28 protein-coding genes are annotated in these 22,676 nt (G+C 61.7%); 18 read left to right on the forward strand and 10 right to left on the reverse strand.

Annotated elements, in window-relative coordinates:
- Window positions 1–380 precede the first annotated feature (380 nt).
- The 13 genes from mpaB to QRM57_RS18365 all read left to right on the forward strand — a co-directional run bounded on the left by mpaB (window position 381) and on the right by QRM57_RS18365 (window position 10,557).
- Window positions 381–1,430 (forward strand): daptide biosynthesis RiPP recognition protein, encoded by a 1,050-nt coding sequence (gene mpaB / locus QRM57_RS18305; RefSeq protein WP_284987646.1) that lies wholly within the window; start codon window positions 381–383, stop codon window positions 1,428–1,430.
- Complete coding sequence (gene mpaD, locus QRM57_RS18310; protein ID WP_284987647.1) at window positions 1,427–2,716, forward strand: daptide-type RiPP biosynthesis aminotransferase; 1,290 nt, start codon at window positions 1,427–1,429, stop codon at window positions 2,714–2,716. The genes mpaB and mpaD overlap by 4 nt, the downstream gene beginning before the upstream one ends.
- Complete coding sequence (mpaC, locus tag QRM57_RS18315; RefSeq protein ID WP_284987648.1) at window positions 2,713–3,945, forward strand: daptide-type RiPP biosynthesis dehydogenase; 1,233 nt, start codon at window positions 2,713–2,715, stop codon at window positions 3,943–3,945. The genes mpaD and mpaC overlap by 4 nt, the downstream gene beginning before the upstream one ends.
- Before the next feature lie 5 nt (window positions 3,946–3,950).
- Entirely contained in the window at window positions 3,951–4,094 is a 144-nt protein-coding gene (locus QRM57_RS18320; protein WP_235517646.1) for a daptide-type RiPP, read from the forward strand.
- A 56-nt stretch (window positions 4,095–4,150) separates the two neighbouring features.
- Window positions 4,151–4,276 (forward strand): daptide-type RiPP, encoded by a 126-nt coding sequence (locus tag QRM57_RS18325; protein ID WP_284987650.1) that lies wholly within the window; start codon window positions 4,151–4,153, stop codon window positions 4,274–4,276.
- A gap of 49 nt (window positions 4,277–4,325) precedes the next feature.
- Window positions 4,326–4,463, forward strand: coding sequence for a daptide-type RiPP (locus QRM57_RS18330; protein WP_211713282.1), 138 nt, complete (start codon window positions 4,326–4,328; stop codon window positions 4,461–4,463).
- Between the two features lie 80 nt (window positions 4,464–4,543).
- Window positions 4,544–5,359 carry a daptide-type RiPP biosynthesis methyltransferase gene (gene mpaM, locus QRM57_RS18335; protein WP_284987651.1) on the forward strand — a complete coding sequence of 272 codons (816 nt, stop codon included), beginning with the start codon at window positions 4,544–4,546 and terminating at the stop codon, window positions 5,357–5,359.
- Window positions 5,356–6,540, forward strand: a complete 1,185-nt coding sequence (locus QRM57_RS18340; RefSeq protein WP_284987652.1) for a YcaO-like family protein — start codon at window positions 5,356–5,358, stop codon at window positions 6,538–6,540. Before mpaM ends, QRM57_RS18340 begins: the two co-directional genes overlap by 4 nt.
- Window positions 6,537–8,198 carry a daptide biosynthesis intramembrane metalloprotease gene (gene mpaP, locus QRM57_RS18345; protein ID WP_284987654.1) on the forward strand — a complete coding sequence of 554 codons (1,662 nt, stop codon included), beginning with the start codon at window positions 6,537–6,539 and terminating at the stop codon, window positions 8,196–8,198. Before QRM57_RS18340 ends, mpaP begins: the two co-directional genes overlap by 4 nt.
- Window positions 8,195–8,908, forward strand: coding sequence for an ABC transporter ATP-binding protein (locus tag QRM57_RS18350; protein ID WP_284987655.1), 714 nt, complete (start codon window positions 8,195–8,197; stop codon window positions 8,906–8,908). The genes mpaP and QRM57_RS18350 overlap by 4 nt, the downstream gene beginning before the upstream one ends.
- Window positions 8,905–9,639 (forward strand): hypothetical protein, encoded by a 735-nt coding sequence (locus tag QRM57_RS18355; protein ID WP_284987657.1) that lies wholly within the window; start codon window positions 8,905–8,907, stop codon window positions 9,637–9,639. Before QRM57_RS18350 ends, QRM57_RS18355 begins: the two co-directional genes overlap by 4 nt.
- On the forward strand, window positions 9,639–10,343 hold the full coding sequence (locus QRM57_RS18360; RefSeq protein ID WP_284987658.1) for a hypothetical protein: 705 nt from the start codon (window positions 9,639–9,641) through the stop codon (window positions 10,341–10,343). Before QRM57_RS18355 ends, QRM57_RS18360 begins: the two co-directional genes overlap by 1 nt.
- Before the next feature lie 28 nt (window positions 10,344–10,371).
- Window positions 10,372–10,557 (forward strand): hypothetical protein, encoded by a 186-nt coding sequence (locus QRM57_RS18365; RefSeq protein WP_257369601.1) that lies wholly within the window; start codon window positions 10,372–10,374, stop codon window positions 10,555–10,557.
- Between the two features lie 14 nt (window positions 10,558–10,571).
- Here the strand turns inward: QRM57_RS18365 and ggt are convergent, their stop codons facing one another.
- Window positions 10,572–12,401, reverse strand: a complete 1,830-nt coding sequence (gene ggt, locus QRM57_RS18370; protein WP_284987749.1) for a gamma-glutamyltransferase — start codon at window positions 12,399–12,401, stop codon at window positions 10,572–10,574.
- 179 nt (window positions 12,402–12,580) lie between these two features.
- On the opposite strand from ggt, the gene QRM57_RS18375 reads away from it, so the two are divergent.
- Both QRM57_RS18375 and QRM57_RS18380 read left to right on the forward strand, forming a co-directional pair.
- On the forward strand, window positions 12,581–13,153 hold the full coding sequence (locus tag QRM57_RS18375; protein ID WP_284987659.1) for an RNA polymerase sigma factor: 573 nt from the start codon (window positions 12,581–12,583) through the stop codon (window positions 13,151–13,153).
- Entirely contained in the window at window positions 13,150–13,947 is a 798-nt protein-coding gene (locus QRM57_RS18380; protein ID WP_284987660.1) for a hypothetical protein, read from the forward strand. Before QRM57_RS18375 ends, QRM57_RS18380 begins: the two co-directional genes overlap by 4 nt.
- Before the next feature lie 348 nt (window positions 13,948–14,295).
- Here QRM57_RS18380 and QRM57_RS18385 read toward each other — a convergent pair whose 3' ends face one another.
- The 3 genes from QRM57_RS18385 to QRM57_RS18395 all read right to left on the reverse strand — a co-directional run bounded on the left by QRM57_RS18385 (window position 14,296) and on the right by QRM57_RS18395 (window position 16,216).
- On the reverse strand, window positions 14,296–14,580 hold the full coding sequence (locus QRM57_RS18385) for a hypothetical protein (RefSeq protein WP_284987661.1): 285 nt from the start codon (window positions 14,578–14,580) through the stop codon (window positions 14,296–14,298).
- A 160-nt stretch (window positions 14,581–14,740) separates the two neighbouring features.
- On the reverse strand, window positions 14,741–15,256 hold the full coding sequence (locus tag QRM57_RS18390) for a DUF4265 domain-containing protein (RefSeq protein WP_284987662.1): 516 nt from the start codon (window positions 15,254–15,256) through the stop codon (window positions 14,741–14,743).
- A gap of 126 nt (window positions 15,257–15,382) precedes the next feature.
- On the reverse strand, window positions 15,383–16,216 hold the full coding sequence (locus tag QRM57_RS18395; protein WP_284987663.1) for a hypothetical protein: 834 nt from the start codon (window positions 16,214–16,216) through the stop codon (window positions 15,383–15,385).
- Window positions 16,217–16,413: 197 nt separating this feature from the next.
- Here QRM57_RS18395 and QRM57_RS18400 point away from each other — a divergent pair, with 197 nt between their 5' ends.
- Window positions 16,414–16,929 (forward strand): hypothetical protein, encoded by a 516-nt coding sequence (locus tag QRM57_RS18400; RefSeq protein ID WP_284987664.1) that lies wholly within the window; start codon window positions 16,414–16,416, stop codon window positions 16,927–16,929.
- A 24-nt stretch (window positions 16,930–16,953) separates the two neighbouring features.
- Complete coding sequence (locus QRM57_RS18405; protein WP_284987666.1) at window positions 16,954–17,625, forward strand: HAD family hydrolase; 672 nt, start codon at window positions 16,954–16,956, stop codon at window positions 17,623–17,625.
- A gap of 182 nt (window positions 17,626–17,807) precedes the next feature.
- Here the strand turns inward: QRM57_RS18405 and QRM57_RS18410 are convergent, their stop codons facing one another.
- Window positions 17,808–18,119 (reverse strand): hypothetical protein, encoded by a 312-nt coding sequence (locus QRM57_RS18410; RefSeq protein WP_284987667.1) that lies wholly within the window; start codon window positions 18,117–18,119, stop codon window positions 17,808–17,810.
- A 302-nt stretch (window positions 18,120–18,421) separates the two neighbouring features.
- Window positions 18,422–19,000, reverse strand: coding sequence for a hypothetical protein (locus QRM57_RS18415; protein WP_284987668.1), 579 nt, complete (start codon window positions 18,998–19,000; stop codon window positions 18,422–18,424).
- Between the two features lie 125 nt (window positions 19,001–19,125).
- On the opposite strand from QRM57_RS18415, the gene QRM57_RS18420 reads away from it, so the two are divergent.
- Window positions 19,126–19,530: a hypothetical protein gene (locus tag QRM57_RS18420; protein ID WP_284987669.1), complete on the forward strand. Its 405-nt coding sequence runs from the start codon at window positions 19,126–19,128 to the stop codon at window positions 19,528–19,530.
- A gap of 204 nt (window positions 19,531–19,734) precedes the next feature.
- On the opposite strand, the gene QRM57_RS18425 is transcribed toward QRM57_RS18420, so the two are convergent.
- The 4 genes from QRM57_RS18425 to QRM57_RS18440 all read right to left on the reverse strand — a co-directional run bounded on the left by QRM57_RS18425 (window position 19,735) and on the right by QRM57_RS18440 (window position 22,622).
- Window positions 19,735–19,911 carry a hypothetical protein gene (locus QRM57_RS18425; protein ID WP_284987670.1) on the reverse strand — a complete coding sequence of 59 codons (177 nt, stop codon included), beginning with the start codon at window positions 19,909–19,911 and terminating at the stop codon, window positions 19,735–19,737.
- Window positions 19,912–20,030: 119 nt separating this feature from the next.
- Window positions 20,031–20,267 carry a hypothetical protein gene (locus tag QRM57_RS18430; protein WP_284987671.1) on the reverse strand — a complete coding sequence of 79 codons (237 nt, stop codon included), beginning with the start codon at window positions 20,265–20,267 and terminating at the stop codon, window positions 20,031–20,033.
- A gap of 423 nt (window positions 20,268–20,690) precedes the next feature.
- A complete protein-coding gene (locus tag QRM57_RS18435) occupies window positions 20,691–21,593 on the reverse strand; it encodes a diacylglycerol kinase catalytic domain-containing protein (protein ID WP_284987672.1) in 903 nt (300 codons plus the stop codon).
- A 9-nt stretch (window positions 21,594–21,602) separates the two neighbouring features.
- Window positions 21,603–22,622 carry an SPFH domain-containing protein gene (locus QRM57_RS18440; RefSeq protein ID WP_284987673.1) on the reverse strand — a complete coding sequence of 340 codons (1,020 nt, stop codon included), beginning with the start codon at window positions 22,620–22,622 and terminating at the stop codon, window positions 21,603–21,605.
- Between the last annotated feature and the right edge of the window lie 54 nt (window positions 22,623–22,676).

Genomic DNA, 22,676 nt, shown 5'->3' on the forward strand with positions numbered 1-22,676 from the left:
GGCAGGCTACTCCGCTGGTGGAACAGAGCTCCAATTCGATGGCTCGCTGCGCATTAGATGGTTGGCAACGTCTAATGCGCAGCGATCCATCGAAATGGGCTGCGGGGTTCGCCAGCGTGGGGTCCCGGGTTCGCCAGCGTGAGGTCCCAGGCCACGTGGACCGCCGACGCCGCCCAGCGAAACCACTCCAGCTGGAACCACGCTCCACCCAGCACCACCTAGATACCCTCGATTCAGCACCTAGGTACCCCTAAATTCCGGCCAAAACGGGCCTCTTCACCACCTAGTTCCCGCATACTGCCCTGTGGCCCTCCAGCCCGCCCATAGTGTCCTTCAAAGAACGAGCCCGCGGTAAAACACGGCGGCCGCTCCAGAAAAACGTGGACAACATTGGGGTTGGGGAATTGAAGCTGAGTCAGCAACAAAGCATTGCCGCCGCCACGGATCAGTGGATCACCGGCATTCCGGGTCGCATTCCGGGTCATGTCATTTTCGTAGAGAATCCCGAGCATACGGGCTACGCCAAGTCCCTCGCCGCTGAAGGCTCCACCATCCTCGTCTGCAATGGCGACAAGGATGACCGCGGTATTGTCCCGGTCAGCGGATCATTCGACGCCGCCGGTGAAGAGCTCCTGGTGGACGGCACGCTCAGCCTCGAGATCCAGGATTACATAGCCATCCCGTTCGTGAACCTGGTGGGCGTAACCGTCGTCAGGATCACCACTAAAGAGGACTGGCAAGCCTTCTTCGACGATGCTGACGAAGCCCGCGGCTCGGGCCACTTCGTCCCGCAACTGACCGAGGTCAACGCGGTGCTGGCGGAACGCGGACTGCTGGCCGGGACCCAGAAGGACAGCCTCCTGCTGTCCAGGCTTCACATCGCCCGGGACGGATCTGTCCTCAGCGGACCATACGGAACCAGGATCGGCAAGGTGGGTGATCACCTGGCGGATCTCAAGATACGGGCCATCATGCTCCGTCCGGAGTCGGCGGTGGCCGCTGTTTACTACCCGTGGGACATCCAGGATTCCTTGGCTGCCAAACCTTGGATACCCCGCTACTTGGCCGCCTTGGACGCGTGGAAGTTCATTCCTCGCGACGAGCGCCCCACGACCAAGCTGGTGGGATTTGGCACGAGCCTTTACGGTGCAGCACCAAGCGACCACCTTCCGTCACCACAGGCTCCCTTCATCCTCACAAGGGGCCTGGACCACACCCTTTTGGACACCAAGACGGGCCGTCTCTTCAAACTTGGACCGGATGCAGCCGTGATCATCGAGGCCGTCTCCAACCTGCGGGATGTCAAAGCAGCGGCCATCAGGACAGCGCCGCAGCTCAAAGTATCGGTCTCGATCGTTGAGGAATCCGCACGAGCTGTCCTGGCACGCTTTGAGCAGCTTGGCATCGACGTCATTGGTGCGAACCGATGACCGTTGTACCCATCCTCCCCACACCTCGCACACAGTTGCCGCTGTGGGTTCCTCTCACCACCCAGCATGATTTCGCTGCGGACAGCTTTACTGCAGTGAAGGCCGACGGCGTTCACGTCACCTTTGAGGATGGGCGGCGGAGGCTGTGTGCCAAGAGCGGACTCTGGAATGCCAACCTGGGCTACGGCAACCAGCACATTGCCGCGAACATCAGTACGGAACTCCAAGCAGCGTCGTATTTGCCGCTCTTCCGTTCGGCCCATCGCCAAGCCATCGATGCCTCCACAGCCCTCCTGGGCCTGCCAAAGCACGCCTTTCATCGTGTCGTGTTTTCCACCTCCGGCGGCGCTGCCAACGACGCCGCGATGAAGCTCGCCCGCCAGTACTTCGTCCTCGAAGGACAGCCGGAGCGGAAACTCATTGTCGGACTCAAGGGCAGCTACCACGGGCTCACGTACGGGAGCCAGGCTCTCAGCGGTGACGAACTCGGTCAGGCCATGTACGCCGTGGATCAGCGGAACATCCGCCACATAGCGTTCGATGACGACGGCAAGGAACTGACCCAACTGATGAACCGCGAAGGTCACAGGATCGCAGCCGTCATTGTGGAACCGGTCCTCGGATCGGGCGCGGAAGCAGTTCCGGACGACTTCCTGCAAGAAGTCATGAAGCACAGAAAGCAGCACGGCTTCCTCCTGGTGGCGGACGAGGTTGCCACCGGATTCGGCCGGGTGGGCGGCTGGTTCGCGTCCGATGACTGGGCGGAGCAGCCGGACGTCATCATCACATCCAAAGGCCTGACCAACGGCACCAGCGCATGCGCTGCATTGCTCATCAGCCAACGGGTCACCGAAACCTTTGACCAGAACGAGGCCGTGTTCGTCCATGGGGAGACCCAGGCAGGAACCCCGGCAACGTGCGCCGCGATCCTGGGCACCATCGATGAAATGCGGCGGCTCGACTTCAGGACCCTCAACAAAGGCGTTTCACGTGGCCTGGACACACTCATCACTGAACTCCAGAACACCAAGGGCGTGGGCAACTCCTCCGGCCGGGGCTGCATGCGGGGCCTCAAGCTCCTGTCCAACAACGGCTTGCCCCTCTCAGCCGAGGGAGTCCTCGCCGTAGTCAAACGCATCCACCTCGCGGGCGCCATCGTGCAGCCCGGACCAGGCCGGATTCAGCTCTTGCCGGCTCTTGTTTACACCGAGGAGAACTTCGAGGAGCTCAGGATCGCCCTCAAAGCTGGCCTCACCACAGCACACTTCGACGGAGTGTTCGCATGATCGCCGACCACCTGTGGAAGACACGCTGCGTAGTGCTGGGCGCGGGAATGTCGCCCAAGTACATCGGTGGAATCACCCGCGGCCGGACAGGCCTGGTGGTGGACAAAGCACTGCCGCAGCACAGGAACAAACTCCTGGCCGGTGACCTCAAGGGTGTTCCGGTCCTGGAACTCACGGCCAGACCCGTCGATGTGGGCACCCCGCGTGCGGTGGGGACGTTCATTCGCGAGAACGGACTCCAGACGGTCGTTGGACTGGGAGGTGGTTCGGTTCTCGACGCCGTAAAGCTCGCCGCCCTTTTCACAGCTGACCCGAGCCTGCCCATCTTCGCGGAGCGGCACTCCAAACGGTCGGGACTCCTGGTCCTGCCTCCAATCGCCACCACCAAGGATCGCCCCAAGACCATCCTGATGCCGTCCACTGTGGGGACCGGCGCGGAAGTCAGCGGCGTAGCGTGCCTGGATACCGCCGTCGGACGCCGCTTGATTGTCTCCCGTCATCTGGCGGGTGACACCGCAATGCTCGACGCCGGCCACCTCGCCACCCTGCCGACGGCGCTGGTCTTCGAGGGCCTCCTGGAAGCATTCCTGCGTGTTGCCGGAACCATGATCGGCAGCACAGCGAACATCTTCGACGACGACGGCTACACCCTCATCCAGCGGATCATTCGGCTGGGGCAACGCCTGCTCAAGGGCGATTCGCTGGAGCTGAGGCTGGCTGCCGGCCGGCTGAGCATGGAGACCCACACCGGCTGGGCGCTGATGGGACGCAATCCTTACGGCGCGAAACATTGGTATGTCGCCAACGAGCTTGCCTACGTCACCGGGGCGCGGAAGATGACGGCGACGGCGTCAGTGATCGGACCTATCTGGCGGGAGATCGCCAGCGGCGGCGCAGCCTGGGGCGACAAAGCCCGGCTCGACGAGCTGTGGTCCGTGGTGAGGGACGTCGAGCCATCGCTTGACCGCAGCCCGGGCGACGGCATCGATGAGCTGATGTGGCGCTGGGGTATCGCCCGGCTCAGCACCATCAGCAAAGATGCGGAAGCACGGACCGCGGACGCAAGCATCCTGAACTGGGGCGGAGCGCTGCCCATGATGCGCGGAATTGACTCCGTTCAGGTGCAGCACGTGCTCGCCGAAGCAGCAGCAACTGTCGAAGCGGCGGCAGCAACCCAAGACTTGCCAAGCCCAGTGGGCCAACTACGAGTGGCAGGGGAGAGGGGGTGAAGCACATGAACAGCAGCACAGCACTCAAGCCCTTGGACCTCAGCATCCAGGAACTTGAACCCATGGACGTCCCGGACGACTGGGACGAGCGCATCAAGGGAATCTCAGCAGGCCTGGCGTTGGTGGGGATCGCGGTGGCGATCACCTGATCGATCCAAAGGCTGAAACGCAAAGCCGCAGTACCCCCGAAAGGAGGTGAACACACATGCAGGATCAGCTCAACCTCTCCATCCAGGAGATCGAGTCGATGGATACCCCGGACTTCAACAACTGGTTCATCGGAGTCACCCAGGGCGTCGCCATCGGCATCATCGCCGTCAGCATCACCTAATCAGGCACCGGTCCACAACCGGCAAGCGCCAGAAAGAAAGGAGGAGCCAATGATCGCAACCTCGAACCTCCAGCTGTCCATCGAAGAGCTCGAGAACCTCGACACCCCGGACGATACACCGTGGTACATCCGGGTCGGTGACGTCATCATCATAGCCGGCATCGTCGTCGGCATCGCCGCCACCTAGCCAGTGCACGCGGGTGGTGTTCTGTTCCGTCGCCACCCGCGTGCGCTCCCGGCCCAACCAACTTCCGGAGGACACAGTTGATGAAAACCGCTCCCGACAAGACTGCCGACGCCATCCTGCGCGTGCTCGGCCACCTCGATCCGCCCGAGGATTTGTACAGCGCTTCAGGGTCCCGCCTCTACGACCGGATCACCGCAAACGACCTCACCGAACTTCCCGAGATCCTGGCCGCGGCACGCAAAACGTCCGGTCCCATCCTCGAATTGGCGTCGGGTTCGGGCCGGATCACCCGGCCCCTCCTCACGCTGGGACGTCCGCTGACCGCCGTCGACTCTTCACCGGAAATGCTCGCACTGCTTCAGGCGAGGGTAGCGAGCCGGGCCTTCAATCCCAGGGAGGTTCGGGTGGACTTGGTGGAGGCGGACATGTCCCGCTTTGAGCTCGACGGCGGGTACGGTTGCGTGGTTCTCGGTGCCAGTTCCATCACCCTCCTGGATGGGTCCACCCGGCGTGAGCTCTTCCGCCGCGTCCGTGACTGCCTGACGCCGGACGGCGTCTTCCTCCTGACGGTCCTGAACGCTGACAGCCACCAAGCGTCGGACGACGACGGCGACACCACCATCTCCGCGTTCGGGGAGGACTCATTCCTGATCACCGCTGAAAGCCGTGACCCCGTCAATGGCGCACGGCACGTCACCATGATCCACGTCAGCTTCAACGAGGGCGGCACCTACCGGTCCTCTGCCTACGCCAGCGAAGTTGCCTTCGTCAGCAACAGCCTCATCGCGGAGGAAATCGTGGGCCAGGGGCTCACTATCCGCGAACGCCGTCCGGTTCGGATCGCGTCCCGCAGCCCACGGCTGAACGACATTGAGCTGTGGGTGTGTGCGGCATGAGCCTGGATCCCGTACGCACGCTGGACCCGGCCTCGGGAGTGGTGTCAGAGGCTTCCGTGTATGTGCCAAACGACGTCGGCTTGTGGCGGACCGTGGGGGTGCTCGCACAAGCGCAAGGTTCGCAACCAGGGTACGCCTCCGCCGTCGGCGCCTTTGACGTCAACAAACGCGCCTCCTTGACCAGGGGCGCCGGGGAAGCTGTGGAGCGTTTCGCCTTGGTATCCGCGCCCAGCGATGACCAGCACCTTACCGGCCGGCCAGGCAGCGACGAGCAGCGCCTCGATTTCGTCACGGCCGGGCTGGGCCGCGCGTCGGCCTTGGCGTTCGACTTTCCTTGGTACCGAGCTACTGACCTCCTCACGCAGAAGACGACGTACGTTCCCGCTCCGCTGGTGGATTACGGTCCCGGCCTCGCGGAGCCAAATCCGTGGGACGCGTTCTTTGATCCTTCACCGAATGGTGCTGCTTCCGGGCCGTCCGAGGGTTTCGCCCAGGCTGCAGGGATTGCTGAAGTTCTGGAGCGGGATGCGTTCCTTTCTGGCTGGCACACCAAGACGCCGCTGCACCTGTTCGACGTCGCAGATCTGAAGGACGCGCCAGAAAATCGGAGCCTCCTGGAGCTTCTCGCCATGAGCCGGGCGGCGGGGATCGAGCCCACTCTCGCGTTCGTTCCGCACCTTGGCAGCCCCTTGGAGACAGCGGTTTGCATCATCACCAACCCCTCCGCACCCAAGCCTTTCGGTGCTGTCGGGTTGAAAGCTTCGCCGGACCCGATAGCAGCGCTGCGGGGAGCACTCCAGGAAGGACTGCAGATACGGGAACTCTTCCTTGCCCGCACCCAGGCTGCTGTTCCCGTGCTGGCAGTCACCGACGACGAATCACGCGCCGAGTTCTGGACCACCGAACCCGCCCTCAGTGAGTTGCTTCAGTGGGTCGGCACCTTCTCGCCGAGTCCGCTGCCTGCCTGTCAGCCGGTAGCCAGCGTCGATGCCCTGGTAAATCACTTGGAGGGGAGGGACATCCCGACCTTGTGGGTCAGCCTCACCCACCGGCTCCCGCAAGCCATTCGGGACATGGGCTGGGTGGCTGGGAAGGCGATCTGCCCCGGTACGGTCCCCTTGTCGATGGACGAAACCAAAGGTCTGTCCGGTAGGGCCTCTACCCCGCATCCCTTGATATGAACCGCGCAGCAAAAGCCGGAACCACTGTGGAATGGCCGGTCCAACTCGCCCCCACGGCCTCCATCGACGAACCGCTCCAGGAGGGCGGACCGTGGATTGTTGCCGTGAACGGTGTGCCGAAAGCGAGGGTCTCTGCCGACGTCGCCCATGTCCTTAAAGTGGTGGACGGCCAGAAGGATCCGGCGCAGGTGGCCGTCCGCCTGGGATCGCCGTGGACATCCGCGGATGTCATGGGAATTGTGCGTCAGCTCGCTCCCACCGGAATGTTCGACGGCGACGCGCGGCCGGCAGAGGCGCGTCGCGTCCAGTTCCGGGCGCCGCTGACATTGCAGCTCACGTTGTTCAACCCGGCCCCGTTTCTGTTGGCACTTCGACCGGTAGTCGCCGCGATGATGCGACCTGCTGCGGCCATCGTTGCTCTGTTGTTGCTGTTCGGAGGCTTGGTTGGTGCCTCGATGGCGGGGCCGCAACTGTGGCGGGTCCTTGCCTCGCCACTTCCCGTTGAGGCGTACTTGTACGTTGTTGGCGCCATGTTCGTGTCCACGCTTTTGCATGAGCTGGGGCACGGGATGGCCCTCAGCTACTTTGGCGGAACACCGCGACGCATCGGGATCATGTTGTTCTACCTGTCGCCCGCGTTCTTCTGCGACGTTACAGACGGGTGGCGGTTGAGCTCACGAAAACAACGAGTACTGGTTGCTCTCGCGGGGCCCTTGGTACACGTTGCGCTTGGCAGTATCGCCTTGACTCTCCAGACCCTTCTTCCGGAGTCATCCGTGAAGGACGCGGCAGTCCTGTACGGTCTGATCTGCTACGCGGTGGCAGTCCTGAACCTTTTTCCTTTCATCAAACTGGATGGCTACGTCGCGTTGATGTCCGCCGTGGACATCCCCCACCTCCGGAAGAAATCGCTGAACGCGCTGGGCGAGATCGTTAGCTCCCGCGTTCTCGGCTCTCAGACGACCTTCAGGAGCCAAGGCCTCCTGCCGTGGTTCGGCCTCGCATGTTTCATCTCCGGGATCGTCTTCATGCTGGTCGGGTTCCAGCGACTCATGCCGATCTTCCTGCAGCTCGGCTACCCGGGACACTTGGTTGTTCTCCTGGTCCTTTGCCTGCTGCTTGGAATGGCCGCCAAGAGTGTTTACCGGTTTTTCAGCGCAGCGGCCAGAAACGGAAGTGCCCTGTGGCGGCGGATCCTCATGGCGCTGTTGGGGTCCCTGGTGGCTTGTTTGCTCCTTGCCATCATTCCGGTGCGGCCAGTGACGGTAGCCGGGTACACCTATCACGATGGCCAATTGAGCATCGTGGTCCCGCTCGAAGGCTCGGCCTATGCGCTCTCACCGGGGGATCACGTCACCTTGCAATCGCAGGGAATGATCATTCACGAGAACCTGGGGCGGGCCACTGTGGGCGAGCAGCCGCCGTCGAAATCCGCGGCACCGCTGGACACGCTGGTCCCGGTAGCGCTGGAAGGCGACAGCCTTCCCGTCCTCGCCTTCCCAGGGCGCTTGGAATCAGGGACCAACCTCTCCATCTCAGGACGTGCTGAAATCACCAGCCAACAGCAATCAAGCCTGGGGGAGTGGCTGTGGGACTCGGTTACGACATCGCCGTTGTGGCCCGCCCATTCCGTCGATGCGTTGAAAGGGCGATCATGACGATTCATGCCAGCTTTGATCATTTCAGCAAGAAACGAGGCTCGAGATTCGCCGTCGAGGACCTGACGTTCGACGTTCGGGCCGGCACTGTCGTGGGCCTGATCGGCCCCAACGGGGCGGGGAAAAGTACTGCGCTCGCTGGCCTGACCGGGCTCTTGGAACCGACCTCCGGCAGGGCGACGGTGTTCGGCTCCGACTACCGGACGCTGCGTCGTCCCGCCACGAAGGTGGGGGTGTACCTGGAGGGGATGGATGTGGAGCCCGGGCTCACCGGACGGCGCCACCTGCAGATCTGCCAACTCGCGGCAGGAGTTGACCGCGAAAGCGTGGACCGCGTCCTCGATCAGGTGGATCTTGTCGCCGACGCAGGCCGGAGGGTCCGGGACTACTCGTTGGGCATGCGGCAACGCCTCGGGATTGCGTCCGCCCTTGTCGGCAGCCCCGAGCTGCTTGTCCTCGACGAACCCGCCAACGGGCTGGACCCCGAAGGCATCCAGTGGCTCCGATGGTTCCTGCGCGATTTCGCTGCCGATGGAGGCAGCGCGCTCGTTTCCAGTCACCAACTCATGGAACTGGAACAGGTGGCTGACGAGGTAGTCATTCTCAAGCAAAGAACGCTATTCCGCGGGTCCCTGGACGAAGCGAAGGCCATGGGCGGCGGCAGCTTGGAATCCGCGTACTTCACCATTCTCGGGTCGGCGGCCGAATGAACACTCTGGCCTGCGGCCTCCGTTCGGAACTCCTCCGGTACTTCAGCGGGTACTCAGTCCTGGGCATCCTGGCCTTCAGCGGCTTGGTGCCGTGGTTCGTTGCCAACTTCCTCGGCTGGCCCCAAAACTCGGATCGGCTCCAGGCCGCGGACAACGTTGGGATCTTCTGGGCCGTCGCTGCCAGCATTGCCCCCGTGGCCACGTTTGCCGGGAGTTACTTGGTCACTCGGGAGTCGTACTACGGGACGATTCGACGCAGTGTGGTGGCCTCGGGTGCGATGAGCGTGTTCAGGGCCAAGTACGTTGCGGCGCTGGCTGTTGGAATTGGTACGGCGCTCGCAGGAATCGTGGTGTGGGGCGGCAGCGTGGTGTTCGCCCTGGCGCCGACTACCCGGGAGCAGTTGCTGGCGCCTGAATCACTGGGCCCCTTAGGGGCCGTTGTCCTCGCGTCAAGCCTCGGTGCGCTTTGGGGATGTTCCCTCGGTTGGATCATCCAGCATTACTACGCGACGACGATTCTCACCTTGCTCATTCCACTCGCCATTGAGCTGCCCTTGATGGCCAATGCTCCCGAGGTTGCGCGCTGGCTTCCTTCCGGGGCTCTGGCGGGTGTGGTGTCTCTGCCGATGGAAGGTTTGCTGGAGCCCGTAGCGGCCCTCCTTATGTCCGTTGCCTGGACGCTCATTGCTGGCGTAGGGGCGCTGTGGGTTGTTCGGAGGAGGGAACTGTAGTGGTCAATCTGGGACCCGCCCTTCTCTCGGACCTCCGGCGGCCATGGTTGTGGAAGGGATCGGCCATCAGCGCCGCGCTGGCTCTGGGACTCACCGGAATGCTGTTTGTCGCGGCCACCCATGACGCCGGGGCGGACACAACAGGGTTGCCTGCGCTCCTCCTGGAAGCGGTGACTTCGTTGGTGCTGACCGTCTCCGCGGTGTTCGGGTCGTTCTCGTTCACCGCCGACTACCGGGCGGGCAGCCTTAACCGCAGGGTCTTGCTGTTCCAGCGGAGGCCGGCTTTCCTTGGACGTGCGCTCTCGACGGCGGCGGCCGCCCTCCTTGCTGGGGCCGCTATTGGCTTGGCCTTCGGTTTCGCTTCGGCAGTTCTCAAGGTTGCCGGGACGCTCTCTCCGAGCCTGGTCCTGGCCTTTGCGGGGGCAGCCACCATGGGGGCACTCTGGGGCTTCGCCCTTGGCTCCCTCCTTCGGAACCACCTGCTCAGCCTCTTTGCGGTTCCGCTCAGCGTGGCCCTGCCCGGGTTGCTGCCCGACCCCTTACACCCAATGGGGACGTTCTTCTTCCCCGTGCTGGCCGCCGACTGGGCTCAACAAGCGGCTGTCAACATACCGGCGTCGGGGGCTTTCTGCGGAGCCGCAGGCTGGCTTGTACTGGTGGCAGCGGCAGCATTCACGGTGTTCGTGAAGCGTGACCTGGCCTGAAAAATCACCACATATTAAGGAATGCATTGTGAATCGAAAACCCCTGGTCTGGCTGCTCCTATCGTTGGTGCTGGCGGCCTACGCCGTCTCCATTTTCGTGTCCAACACCCAGCAGGCGTGGTGGTCCACGGTTTCCGGAGTCATCATCGCGGCCGCCTCGCTGGTGATGGCGTGGAGATTCAGCCGGGAGCTCAAGAACAACCGCCGTCCTTGAGCCACGGGCCAACCTCAAGACCCCTTCGCGGGTTTGACCACCATCGCTGAACCGCCGCCTCGACGAACCGGCTCGGCAGCAGCAGTTGTTGATCCATCCTTGTTGAACTCGATTGCTGTTGCGGCACCTATTTCCGGATCTGATGTGAGGCCGTCACCGGCAGGAACCAGTTGGTGGCCAAGGGACTTCAGCCCGTCGCCATACTTGGCGATGAAGGCTGGTTCGGAAGTCACCGTCGCGCCGTTCCTGGGCGCCGCGCGGGGAGCGGCAAGGGCTTCGGATACCGTCATTCCCAGGTCCACCCGGTTCAGAATGGTTTGCAGGACCGTAGTGATGATGGTGGAACCACCAGGGGAGCCGAGGGCCAGGAACGGATTGCCGTCCTTCAGGATGATCGTGGGTGACATCGACGACCTCGGACGCTTGCCTGGCTCGATCCGGTTCGGGTCAGTGGCCTTATATTCCGTGCTGAAATCGGTCAGTTCGTTGTTGAGCAGGAAACCACGGCCGGGCACAACAATCCCGGAGCCGCCTGTCTGTTCGATCGTCAGCGTGTACTCCACCACGTTGCCCCACTTGTCGGCGACAGTCATGTTGGTCGTCGAAATGTTCTCTGTATCCGTCTCATCGGCGAGCGGCGCCGCAGAAGTCGGGCACACGCCGTCGTACGTTTCTATGTTGCCTGGGGCCACTGGCTTCTTGGCCGCCGTCGGGCCGATTTCGCAGGCACGTTCTTTAGCGAACACGTCACTGAGCAGGGTCTGGGTGGGGACATTGACGAAGCGGGGATCGCCCACGTAGGCGCCACGATCAGCGAAAGCGAGGGAACTGGCCTCGATGTAGTGATGCAGAGCGTCCACCGGCTGCATGTCTTTGAGGTTGTAGTTCTCCAGGATGTTCAGCGCTTCGCCCACTGTGGTGCCGCCGCTGCTCGAGGGGGCCATGCCGTAGACGTCGTACCCCCGGTACTGCACCTTGGTGGCGTCCTGGTTCACCACTTTGTAGTTCGCCAGGTCCTTGGCGGTCATTGAGCCAACCGGGACGGGAAGCGTGGTGTCCGTGGTCTTCGGGGGAGCCTGGACTGTTTTGGCGATTTCCTCGGCAAGAGCGCCGCGATAGAAGGCGTCAGCGCCCTCTTTGGCGAGCAGTTTGTACGTCGCCGCGAGATCGTGGTTCTGGAATACGCTTCCGACGGCGGGAGCGTCGCCACCGGGAAGGAACAGGTCCTGCGTGGAGGTGAAGGCATTGAAGCGGAGCTTGTTATCGAGTGTCTGCTTGCGGAAGGTGTTGTCCACCACGAAACCGCGGGTAGCTACCTTGATGGCCGGTTTCAGGGCATCGCCCAAATCCATGGTGCCCCAGCGCTTCAGCGCTTGCTCCCATGTTGCGGCAGTGCCGGGAACCCCGACTGAGACACCGCTGGTTACCAGTTCCGGGGTGAAGTTGTAAGGCTTCTTGGTGGCGGGGTCGATGAACGCATCCTTGGTGATGCCGGTCGGGGCAGTTTCACGGCCGTCGATGGTGCCAACCTGCTTGGTCTTGGCGTCGTAGTAGACGAAGTAGCCACCACCGCCAATGCCGGCGCTGTAGGGCTCGGTGACGCCGAGGGTGGCCGCTGCGGCCACGGCCGCGTCGGCCGCGTTGCCACCCTTGCGCAGCACTTCGATGGCCGCCGCCGAGGCTTCAGGATCCACGGTGCTGACAGCCCCGCCGTAGCCCGTGACCGTAGGGTTTTTGTCGGTTTGGCGGGGATCGGCGAAGGCTGGACTGGCCATTGCTCCGCTGGTCACGGTCAGTGCCAAGGCTGCCGTGACAGCAGCCAACTGACGTCGCACATGTGTCATGGTGTCTCCCAGAATTTCCCAGACGATGATGTGGTTGGACGGTCCGGTCACCCTACCCCGGGGTTTTGCGGGGGACAACGGTTGCCTTGGCGCGGCGTTGGGAGTATGCGGGCGCGTGCGAATCGAGAATTCCACCATGGTTGCGACACACTTGGGGGTGTGGCGGACAGGTACAGGGTATGAGCTACCCATCGAGAGCCGCTGACAGCCAACGGGCCTTTCGGTTTCTATATGAGTCCGCATACGCCGACCTCCTGAAATTCGTTCAACGCCGAACAGATCCGGCGAATGCCGAGGATGTCGTGGCCGAGACATTTCTGATCGTTTGGCGGCGGTTCCAGGAAGTACCGGGGAACCAGGATGACGCCCGGGCATGGATCTTTGGAATCGCACGCAATCTGTTGCTGAATGCCCGTCGCAGTGAACAGCGTCAGCAGGCCCTCGGGGTCCGTCTGGCTGAAGCGTCGATGGAATCGCAATCGGATTCCCACGCTGACCTCGTCAGCAGCCGGGTTGATCTAAGCAGGGCTTGGGCGCTCCTTTCAGAGGTCCATCAGGAAACACTCGGCCTTTCTGTATTTGAAAACCTGGCCGCGCCCCAAGCAGCTCTTGTCGTCGGAATCTCCCCGGTGGCTTTCCGATTGCGCCTCACCCGAGCCCGACGAGCTTTGCGGCTCCTGCTGGAACATTCCCCGCGCAACGCTTATGCCACGCCTACCACGACGCTTTCAGAAAAGGCATCGACACCATGAAAAACAACCAGCACATTGCAGAGCTCCTCTTGTCCATGGATGCAGCTGAGCAGAGCCCGGCTCCGGATCCGGATCGACGCGAGAAAGACCTTCGTCAAGTTCTTGAAACGAACCCCGGCGTTTCTGTCTTGCCGGCGGTGGCACGCTTAGGCCGTCGTTGGAAAACCCTGGCGCTGGCTGGCTCTACGGTCGCAGCAACCGCCGCCCTCATCATCGTTCCGGCACTTTCGGGGGGAGACCCCGCCTTTGCAACGTGGACTGCCGCGCCTGGTCAGCTCAGCGGCACCGAACGGGATAACGCTGTTTCCGACTGCCTCCGATCACGCGAAAGCGTCGGCGGTGGTATGTACGCGGACGATCTGGCCGCGGCCGACGTCGCGATCGCCGAGCGACGAGGTGCCTGGACAACAGTGGTCCTCACAGGAGCCGACGGTTTTGAAGCAACCTGCACCACAGATGCCTCGGCTCCATGGTTCAACAAGGGATCATTCGGATCCATAGGAAAACCATTCCCCGGAGAATCCCTATCGGCCCGTGGCGTCAGGGCCACAGAACTGGGGACAGGTGTCATCTCCGACAAGCCCCTGTCCATGGCCGCTGGCCGAGTAGGCGCAGATGTCACTGCGATCGTTTACACCAGCGCAGCGGGAAAACGGATCGAAGCAACGGTTTCCAAAGGTCAGTTCGCATTTTGGCTGCCCGGTGCCGAAATAACAAACTCTTCCGATCAAAGGGTCCCTATCGAGGTGACTTTCGTCGATAACTCGAAGGAAACCCTCTATCTCAGCCTCTGACTGGCTACACTCGGTTGACACTTACGAAACGGGGGAATTGTGAGTTCATCAACAACGCAAGTACCGCTTTCCAGCCAAACTGTGGGCCCTTCTCAGCGTTCTCAGGTACATACCGACTTCCGTGCAGCAGTGGATCAACTGACTGTGCAGTGAGTGTCGATCCAGATGCTCAGCGCCGGTGGGCGACTCGTCGGCGGATTTCCAGACCGACGCTGAGCGGCCAGGTTTAGGAAGCGGAGTTTGAGAGGTAGCTCTTCACGCTGGCACGCAGGGCTTCCCACCAGATCGTCATGTTCTGCAAATGGCTTGGATCATCCGGGTAATAACTTGTGGCCGGTAAGGGATGGACTAAAGAACCACCCCAGCGCCGATCCGTCTGTTGCCCTCGAGAATCTCGAAGCGCGCTCCGGGGGCCAATGCCCCGTAGTCAATGTCGTAGAGCAGGTCGAGGGTGACGAGGCCGCTTTCCCCAGGATCAAGGGTTACTGCCGTGTCGCTTCGGAGTGCGACCCCCAGATACTCCCCGCCGTCGACTCTCAGATGGGGCGTGTAACGACCGCTCAGGTCGATAGCACCGCTCCGGCCCCCTTCACTGTTTGGCAGGAGGCTGATGTCGGCGCGAAGTGAATCCATAACGACGAATTATCCACGTAGACGGACGCGACGTCAGGCTGCGAAATGAGCGATTAGGCCAGCAAGCTGCACATACCAATTGATCGATCTTTAGTCTGGGGTCGACGTCTCGACTATGCCCGTTGGAGGATCCTAGAACGGGCACCGGCTCTCGAGGCGCCTATCCCGGCTGCCGAGTTCGACCAGTTTCATAATGAAGGATGCCCTCGTGTTGTAATGCGAACAATCTGTCGGCGATTTCCTGCGCCTGGGCCTCGCTGGAAGATATGGCGAAGAACCGCGGAGACATGAGATCAAGAAGGCAGCCGCGCTCGGCGAGCTCAGATCCTAGGGGCTGCCACGCGGTGGGGTCGTCAGATTTCAGCAGGACTCTGAAGGTGAAGTTCCGGGCGTCGTGCTCCACCCCGGTGGCAACGAGCGCGTTCTCCGCCGATCGCATGACGCTCACACGATCACTAAAATTAAGGTCATAGAGGTAAGCGGGGATACCCAGAACAGTCGCTGTGCCGTCCTTCTCCAGCCGACCGGGAAGGCCCTCCCACATCTGTTCCGCATCAGGCTCAGGGGGCACAGCAAACCATATGGTCTCTCCAGCATCCTGTGCTTCTGGAAGGGGCTGGAGTGAGTCATGGCGCCAGTGTGCCACGACGCTGGGATGTTGCCGGTAGTCAGTCACCAGCTGAGACTATCCAACGAATGCGGCCATGACTGTACTTTCAGGGGTAAATGGCGGTATTTTCACAGCGCTATTTGGCGCATGGGGTAGTTTGCAAAGGGAATGGTTGAGTGACCACTGCAATGTTCAGCGAGGTCCGTGGGCAATCCTGGGTGCTTGTGCTTGGGACCGGAGTTGAATTAGACGCTCCACGTCCGATGATTGAGCGAGACCGCCTTCGATGGATAGCAAGGAAAGCAATCGCAAAGGACGGTGCGCTTCAGCTGCGGCCTGCATTTTGTGGTGGCCATCGAGCAAGAAATGTGTAACGCCCCAATGGTTGTAGTAGTCCGTGCCGCGGTCGACGGCCGGTGCACAAACATCAAGGATCGACAAGGCCACTGCCGTTGGGGTAGAGGAGTTCAGGAGTTCCTGTGCGTACTCTTCCACCCGACTGGATTCGTTCCAGTTAGGAGGCACCATCGGAACGACGAATTCAAATGCGTGTGCCTCAGCATTCACTGGGGCTTGCCAAGTCCGGTAGTACGGCGTTTGCGGATACTCGGGGAGGCCCCAAAAACCAGAAATACCCCAGGTATCTACCTGTTCCTCGCTGAAGTAATCACCTTTGCGGCCTGGATACACCAATTCGGGCTGCACGTGCAGGAGTAGGGGCACGTACGAACCCTCTGGCAGAATCGCTGTGAATGCGTCAAGTACGCTGTCCTCGATTTTGTCAATACCAGAGTTCAGGGTCTGCTGCATTTCTGGAAGAGACAGCGTCTCTGTTGCCCCTTCCAGGCGTTTGAACAGCAGCGGGCAGGTTCCACACCACCACGAGAGCTCAAACGCAGGGTCGGCACCCTGCCACAGCAGGCGTCGCCCAACTCCTTGTCCGTCCGGTTTGTCTTCCTGTCCGAGCTTCAACACTGATGTCTTAGACTCTCTGACGACCCGGGTCTCACCCGTTTCCAACAACATGATCGGCAGTCTAGCTCCCTTGCCCCTCGCAAGAGATTCGAAAGGGATGTGCTGCAAAACCTCGGGCACTCGAATCGACCGGCCAGTAATCCCCGGCGCACGATAAGGGATCGCCTTACTTATGTCTGCTTGGCACCCAGCGCTACAGTTGACCGGGCCACGCGATTCATCGGACATGGCGGGTAGGGAGGCCGACGTTGGGAAAGTACTTTGAGCATGATGTTCTTAGGGGCTTCTACCTGGAAGACAGCTGGGTATTGGACATCAATGCAAGTCGAGGGCAGCTTGTCATCACCGCGGAGTTCGTACTGACCGAGGAACACCCCTCTTATGCCTCGGCACGCCCCGGAGAGCAATACTGCTACCGCAAGGGGGTGCTGGTGTTCGATGGTGTAACAGATTTGACCTGGACGGGTCAGCTCAGTTCCCGGCCTTCGCGTGACCCTGACGGCTCAGTTGACTACGGCAATATCGACTCACTCATCATCGAGGGGACCACTACACCGTTGAAGGAGGCCTCGGCACAATCGAACTCCACGCTGCATCCATCCGCGTGGCACTGGTCTCGGACGGCACGATCCTCACTTCGCCCGGCACCGCTGCTGACCTCTAGCCCGCGTCCGGTGAAGGATCCTTCACCGGACGTTGAGTCAATCCCCGGACGATTCACCGCAGCGGGGGTGGTCTCTCCAGCCTTCGGTCACAAACACTGAAGAACAGCGGGCTACGCTGGGCGGGTGCAAATTCGAGCCGTCCTATTCGATCTGGACAACACTCTGTTCGATCATCCGTCATCCGCCCGTGCGGGCGTGGGCGCTCTCCTTCACCATCTTGGAACGGAGCGTTCCAACGAACTGACACGTTGCTGGTTTCAAATCGAGGAAGCCAATTACCAGCGGTTCCTCGCAAAGGAACTCAATTTCCAGGAACAGTTCCTTCCCTTAGCCGGGCTCTCAGTTCCCCAAAATAACACCCGAATCGATGAGTTGTTCACCACGTACCTCGAGAACTACGAGGACGCCTGGATGGCCTTTCCAGACGCGGCGCCGGCATTGAAAAGCCTCCGGGCCATCGGCATGCCGGTGGCCGTCATCACCAACGGGAACCACGACCAGCAAACGTCCAAAGTTAACAGAATAGGGCTCAAGCCCCTCCTAGACCGGGTATTCAGCTCCGAACTTACAAACCACGCCAAACCGGCACAAGAGGCGTTCTTACAGCCCTGCAGAAGCATGAATGTGTCACCGGCCGAGACCCTTTATATCGGAGATAACTACCGGGTCGATGTCGAAGGTGCCCGGAACGCGGGGCTGCAAGCCATACACCTCAACCGCGAAGGCCCAATGGGAGAGGGGACCATCCAAAGCCTTGCTGAATTGCTTCTTCGCCTCTTCGAAGGATCCCTTTAGGCTGGCCGGTGGTATGCGAAACTCCAGGAAACACGATTTCGGACCCTATTTTGCCGACCGAAGGCCTCCCTCGGGGCGTCCGGTAAGGCATCCCTTACCGGACGCCGCAGCGTCTTAGGACGGGGCTAAGTCGTCCAATTGCGCGAGGCCGTGCCGTGAGTCACTGAGCAGGGCGCGGTGCATCACGACACCGAGAAGGCCTGAAGCGTTTCCGGCCACACCAGAATGTAGCGGTCACCTTCTGCCGGCCTGTACGCCACTCGTACCTCGGCCCATCTAGGGTGAGCATCGAGGGACGATACTGCGTCCCCGAACGCTTCGAGGGGGTCGTCGGTGTGGACAAAGATATTCATCTCGCCTGCGCCGAAGTCGTGCCCATCCACGAAGCCGTGGGCAGCGGGGAGCGCGCGCTCCAGCGCGTCCTCTATGGCGATGAGGGCGTCATAATCCGCCTCCGAGTCGGCTGGCCACTGCAGAACGAGGATGTATTGCACAACTGCCTACCAAGGTTATAGACGTGTCCGAAGACCCCGGGCCACATGCTTCTGGATGGATAACAACTGCCTCTCCCCGGGCCAAATGGGCAGAGTCTCGTGGAGCGACAGCTAAAGGGCGAGCATATCTGGCGTCGCCCGGACCAGGACGAGGGGAACGAAATGCGGGGGTGGCTGCGCTGAGCAGTGCCAGATGCCAACGAAGTAGCTACACAGCCCGCCATCCAATACCCACGTTCGATAGGGGATCCCCAACCGGGCACTGAATCGTCCGTTAGGCCACCGGCTTACGGGCGCCGCTTCTACTGCTGAGCGAACGTGAGAGCAGAGTCGATTGCGGACTCAACCGCCTCGCGGTGTGCGTCGGTTGAGTGATCAAGAAGCGACCGGATCGCTTGGACCAGCGCCACGAGCTCCGGCGTTCGGAGCATTGTGAATCGTCTCATCGAAGTGGCAAGCGATTCAATGACGAGGACGCCTACCTGATCTCCGTAAGCCCCTGAGTGAGACCCGTGAGGAGCCTCGTAGCTTCCTCCGATAGAGATGTCCCCCAAGAGCGCCAGCAAGGGGACGCGAATCGAGTCTGGAACATCACCAGCGGCAACCGCTGCGATAAAGGGAACTGCATGGGCGGTTGCTTCATAGACCGTGCCCTGGTGGCAGACGTTGGAGTAGAGCCCATCACCGATGGCGAAGGAAGGGGCGTCTCGAAGGGCAGCTAATGATCGCGCCACGTCTCCGGCAATGCTAAGTGACGCGTTGGATCCTTCCAGTGAAACGACGCCTTTTCCGTACGCGTGCTGCAACCGACTCCAGTCGACGTGGTCGAGTTCGTCCAAGGCACCGAGGCCTGTTGCATTCGGTTGATACAGAACATCCATACAACTGAGAGTAACCAGACGAACACAGAAGGATCCCTCACCGGGCATCGGGCGTCGCCCAGGACCACCTACGGGCGTGGCACGATGAGAGCCGGCGACCGTCTGGGCGAAAAAGGAGCTGCGACTTGGCGAACACGGGATCCCGTACCGGATTGATCACTGGCAAAACTGCTTTTGAAATTGCACGGTGGCGTCACCGCGTATTGGCCGTTTTGGTGGTTGTTAGTCTGTCGATTGCTTATCTAAGCAATGCTGGTATCCCTCAGTCCTTGTTTACTAATCTGCTGCTAGGACTACTGGCCGTCTCAGGACTCATTTTGGTCGTCTTCATTAACTGGGCAGGGCTCAGGGAGGATGCTGAGAAAAAGGCTGGCTACACAACCCTCCGCTTTGGCAACAGGCAGTTGATGCAGCGAGATCCGTACATGGGTCGCATCATCCGGCTGGCCGGCGCCGACTACCTTGACCGCCAGTACTTCAACGAGATTTTGGATAAAACCAAGGCTGAATCGGAAGCGGACAAGCAGTAGGACCCCTAGGACGTACCCCGTAAGCCGGTGGCCTAACGGACGATTCAGTCCCCGGTTGGGGATCCTTCAACGTGCAGCTGGCCTTGATCATTGAATGATGTCGGGGTTGGGGTCGAGCCGTCTGATCAGCCTGGGGTGGTCTCCCTAGTCGCGTGGGCGAACGACGGAAGCACTTTAACGCTTACCTGGGACGAGATCGCCGCGTCAGCGAGCATTCGCTGGCTTAACGGTGACGAAGAGCTCCTTGTTCTTGAACGAGAGACCCCGGTGAAGATCAGTGTCCGAGACGAGCAAGGCGTCATTGAGTTCCACGTCTGGTCCCGTTGGGAAGGAACGTCCGGCGAATTGATGGTGAGGGTCGGCGAGCACGTGGCGGTCCACGACACACTCCTACGTACTTAGCAGCCTTCTTGCGTTCGGTCGGAGATCCTTCAATCGGCGTCGTCGGTTACCTGCCTGGTCCCGCCTTCGTTCAGGCACCGGGCCGCTGGAGACGAACTTTAGGGGGCGGGGTACTGGAGACGGCTCCGCGCCTCATCCAGTAAGGAGGAGTAGTCCTCTGAGAACACCTGGACCAAGACTGATTCCAGAGAGCTTTCGATGTCCCACAGGACGCGTTGCTCGGCTTGGTCAGTGAGATTAGAGCTGTTGCTCTTGTTGAACCGCGCCAGCCAGTCGAAGAGCACTAAAGCTTCGTCCCGGCTGAGCTTGACGCTGATGTGCTCGTTCTCGCCCATACAGTCTCCTCGATCTTGAGTCATTTCGCCACAAAAGGCCACGGCATCTCTCGATGCATCTCAGCATTTGCGACATTGAGACATTGTCTCTGACCGCAGGGGGAAGCTGTGAAGACCGAACGTCCCTGCCGCCCGTTAGCCGGTCCTCCACCGGCCGCCGTTCAGGCTCACTCGGCGCGCGTCGGCACTCCCTCCGTTCAGGGGCTTCGCGATTCCCGTAAGACCTGCCCGCAAAACTGCCCGGTGAGGGTGCGCCCTAAACGCTACACATCCGCCCTGCAAGTAGCGGGGGACCTTCACACGGCCCGTGGACCATGAAAGTTCACAGCACTCCTGTTGCGACGATCAGTGGAAAATCGCCCGCTTGTGCTGCCAGGATCCTGTGCCGCATGTCGCCCCAAACCTTTGAGACAACGCTGCTGCTCAAACAACCAGCCGCAGCGGCCGCTGTCCCAGCTGGACCGTGATCTCCTGCCCCCATGACGCCGTCAGCCGGTCGTCTTCCATCCCGTCCCCGAACACCACCAACTGGTCGGATGCCACGGTGATCCGGAGGACCTCGCCGGCTTCCAGTACGCCTTCGGTGAGCGAAGCACCCGTAACCGGGGACGGCCACGCTTCCCGCACGAACCAGGCAAGCCGTGGATCAGTGGGCGCCGGCAAGGCACGTCCGCCGCGCTCCAAAGCGATCGATGCGCACCAGCCCGTGGCGCCCGTGCCGGTGGAGACAATAAGGCCCGACGACGACTGCCGCTCCGTCTGTCCTCCTGCTTGGGTGAAACTGGGTACGGAAAGGGAGTACTTCGCTGACTGATGCGAGGCGTGCCCGACGAAAACTTCATTGAGCGCCGAAAGCTGCTGACCGTCGTCGAGCGTTGCTGTCACGGTGGTGAGGTCCTGGCAGCGCAGCCGCCCCGGGTCTCCGGTGCGCAGCAGCGCGGCGGCGGCGGCCGGTGTGTGGCGGACCAGGACGCCGGGGTTGGCGCCGGGTTCAGGATCGACGCCGATGACCGGCTGGCCGTTCAGGTACTTGGCCACGTTGGCCACCAATCCGTCCTGTCCCACCACGGCGATGATGTCCTCGGCGGTCAGCAGGAACCGGCTGAGGTCGGCGCGTTCCACTTCGGCTTGGCGCCAATCCGACGGTACGGAAGCCCTGATAGTTGCCAGGGCGTTGGTTAGACGATCGTGCCGGTCCTGTACGTCCTGGATGCTGCGGCCCCGGGTGCTCAGGAAGAACTCCGCCTGCCCGCGGGTGGCGTGCCGGTCCAGGAGTTCCTGCAGTTCGGTTCGCCGGTGGACGAGGACGATGCGCGGGGTTGCCATGGTGGGTCCTTACTTGGTGATTTCGGCGGGGGCAGCGGGTTCCTTGAACAGCCCGGCGAGTGCTCCGCTGAGCAGGTCCGGGGTGATGGTGAGATTCCCGATGTTCGGGAGGCTGCCGGCGGCGTCCTTGAGCGCGAGGGCCAGCAGGGTGGCCTGTTCCATACCGCGGTACACCTCCATCGTGGCGGCTTCGCGGGCTGCGGCAGCTTCGCCAACCAGGCGGATCTGGTTTGCTTCCGCTGCGGCGCCGATGCCCTTTCGCTCGGCTGACCCTTGGGCTTCGATGAGCCCGGCTGCGGCCTTTTCTTCGGCGGCGCGGCGGGCGTTGGCGCCCTCTTGCGCCACCAGGTTCTCGCGGCGGACGGCCAGTTCGATCTGGCTGGCCATCTCGTTCTCGGAAATGGTGCGTTCACGTTCGACGGCGACCGCTCGCCTTTCGTAAACCGCCCGGTCCGCTTCGGCCTGTAGCTGTTCGCGCACCGGGGTCTGCAGGGCGCGTTCGACGTCGGATTCGGGGCGAACCGCGAGGACCTGGACGCCGAGGATCTCGATACCTGTGGATTGGAGCCGTGCATCGGCCCGCAGTGCGTCGGTGAGCACCAGGCGGAGTTGGCTGACTCCGCGTTCCAGGGCTTCGGCGAGCGTAGTGGTGGCGATCTGGTCGATCGCGTGGCTCTGGCAGAGCTGGCCGATGATCGTCGAAACTTGCTCGCGTCCGGTGGCCGGCGCCTTGCCTGCGGTCTGCAGCCCGAAGTCGAGGCGGGTGGAAACAGCCACGGGGTCGATGAAGCGGTAGGTCACGTTTGCCTGGACACTGACGTCCTGGTGGTCGCGGGTGATGGCGTGAAAAAGAGTGGGGAGCTCCTGATCGTCCACAGGAACCTCGCTGAGTACTGAGTTGGCGGGGCGGAAGAAGAACGCCTGGCCCACGCCCTGGTGCTTGACTGCACCCTTCTGCAGGTGCACGACGTAGCCGGTGGGGCTGCCAAGGAAGTGGCTGATCCAGGGGTAGTGCTTGATGGTTGCCATGATGTTCTCTCCTTCATTTCTTCTCGTCAACTTGACGATAACTCGACTGTAGAG

The sequence above is a fragment of the Arthrobacter sp. fls2-241-R2A-172 genome, from assembly GCF_030208885.1.
Taxonomy (GTDB): Bacteria; Actinomycetota; Actinomycetes; order Actinomycetales; family Micrococcaceae; genus Arthrobacter.

Bases quoted from the DNA above. Each gene is read 5' to 3' on its own strand.
- ggt (WP_284987749.1), bottom strand. From the start codon at position 12,401: ATGACACATGTGCGACGTCAGTTGGCTGCTGTCACGGCAGCCTTGGCA.
- QRM57_RS18415 (WP_284987668.1), bottom strand. From the start codon at position 19,000: ATGGATGTTCTGTATCAACCGAATGCAACAGGCCTCGGTGCCTTGGAC.
- mpaC (WP_284987648.1), top strand. From the start codon at position 2,713: ATGATCGCCGACCACCTGTGGAAGACACGCTGCGTAGTGCTGGGCGCG.
- QRM57_RS18325 (WP_284987650.1), top strand. From the start codon at position 4,151: ATGCAGGATCAGCTCAACCTCTCCATCCAGGAGATCGAGTCGATGGAT.
- QRM57_RS18340 (WP_284987652.1), top strand. From the start codon at position 5,356: ATGAGCCTGGATCCCGTACGCACGCTGGACCCGGCCTCGGGAGTGGTG.
- QRM57_RS18440 (WP_284987673.1), bottom strand. From the start codon at position 22,622: ATGGCAACCATCAAGCACTACCCCTGGATCAGCCACTTCCTTGGCAGC.
- QRM57_RS18385 (WP_284987661.1), bottom strand. From the start codon at position 14,580: ATGGATTCACTTCGCGCCGACATCAGCCTCCTGCCAAACAGTGAAGGG.
- QRM57_RS18380 (WP_284987660.1), top strand. From the start codon at position 13,150: ATGAAAAACAACCAGCACATTGCAGAGCTCCTCTTGTCCATGGATGCA.
- QRM57_RS18330 (WP_211713282.1), top strand. From the start codon at position 4,326: ATGATCGCAACCTCGAACCTCCAGCTGTCCATCGAAGAGCTCGAGAAC.
- QRM57_RS18430 (WP_284987671.1), bottom strand. From the start codon at position 20,267: ATGGGCGAGAACGAGCACATCAGCGTCAAGCTCAGCCGGGACGAAGCT.
- QRM57_RS18375 (WP_284987659.1), top strand. From the start codon at position 12,581: ATGAGCTACCCATCGAGAGCCGCTGACAGCCAACGGGCCTTTCGGTTT.
- QRM57_RS18350 (WP_284987655.1), top strand. From the start codon at position 8,195: ATGACGATTCATGCCAGCTTTGATCATTTCAGCAAGAAACGAGGCTCG.
- QRM57_RS18355 (WP_284987657.1), top strand. From the start codon at position 8,905: ATGAACACTCTGGCCTGCGGCCTCCGTTCGGAACTCCTCCGGTACTTC.
- QRM57_RS18435 (WP_284987672.1), bottom strand. From the start codon at position 21,593: ATGGCAACCCCGCGCATCGTCCTCGTCCACCGGCGAACCGAACTGCAG.
- QRM57_RS18395 (WP_284987663.1), bottom strand. From the start codon at position 16,216: ATGTTGTTGGAAACGGGTGAGACCCGGGTCGTCAGAGAGTCTAAGACA.
- QRM57_RS18320 (WP_235517646.1), top strand. From the start codon at position 3,951: ATGAACAGCAGCACAGCACTCAAGCCCTTGGACCTCAGCATCCAGGAA.
- mpaM (WP_284987651.1), top strand. From the start codon at position 4,544: ATGAAAACCGCTCCCGACAAGACTGCCGACGCCATCCTGCGCGTGCTC.
- mpaD (WP_284987647.1), top strand. From the start codon at position 1,427: ATGACCGTTGTACCCATCCTCCCCACACCTCGCACACAGTTGCCGCTG.
- mpaP (WP_284987654.1), top strand. From the start codon at position 6,537: ATGAACCGCGCAGCAAAAGCCGGAACCACTGTGGAATGGCCGGTCCAA.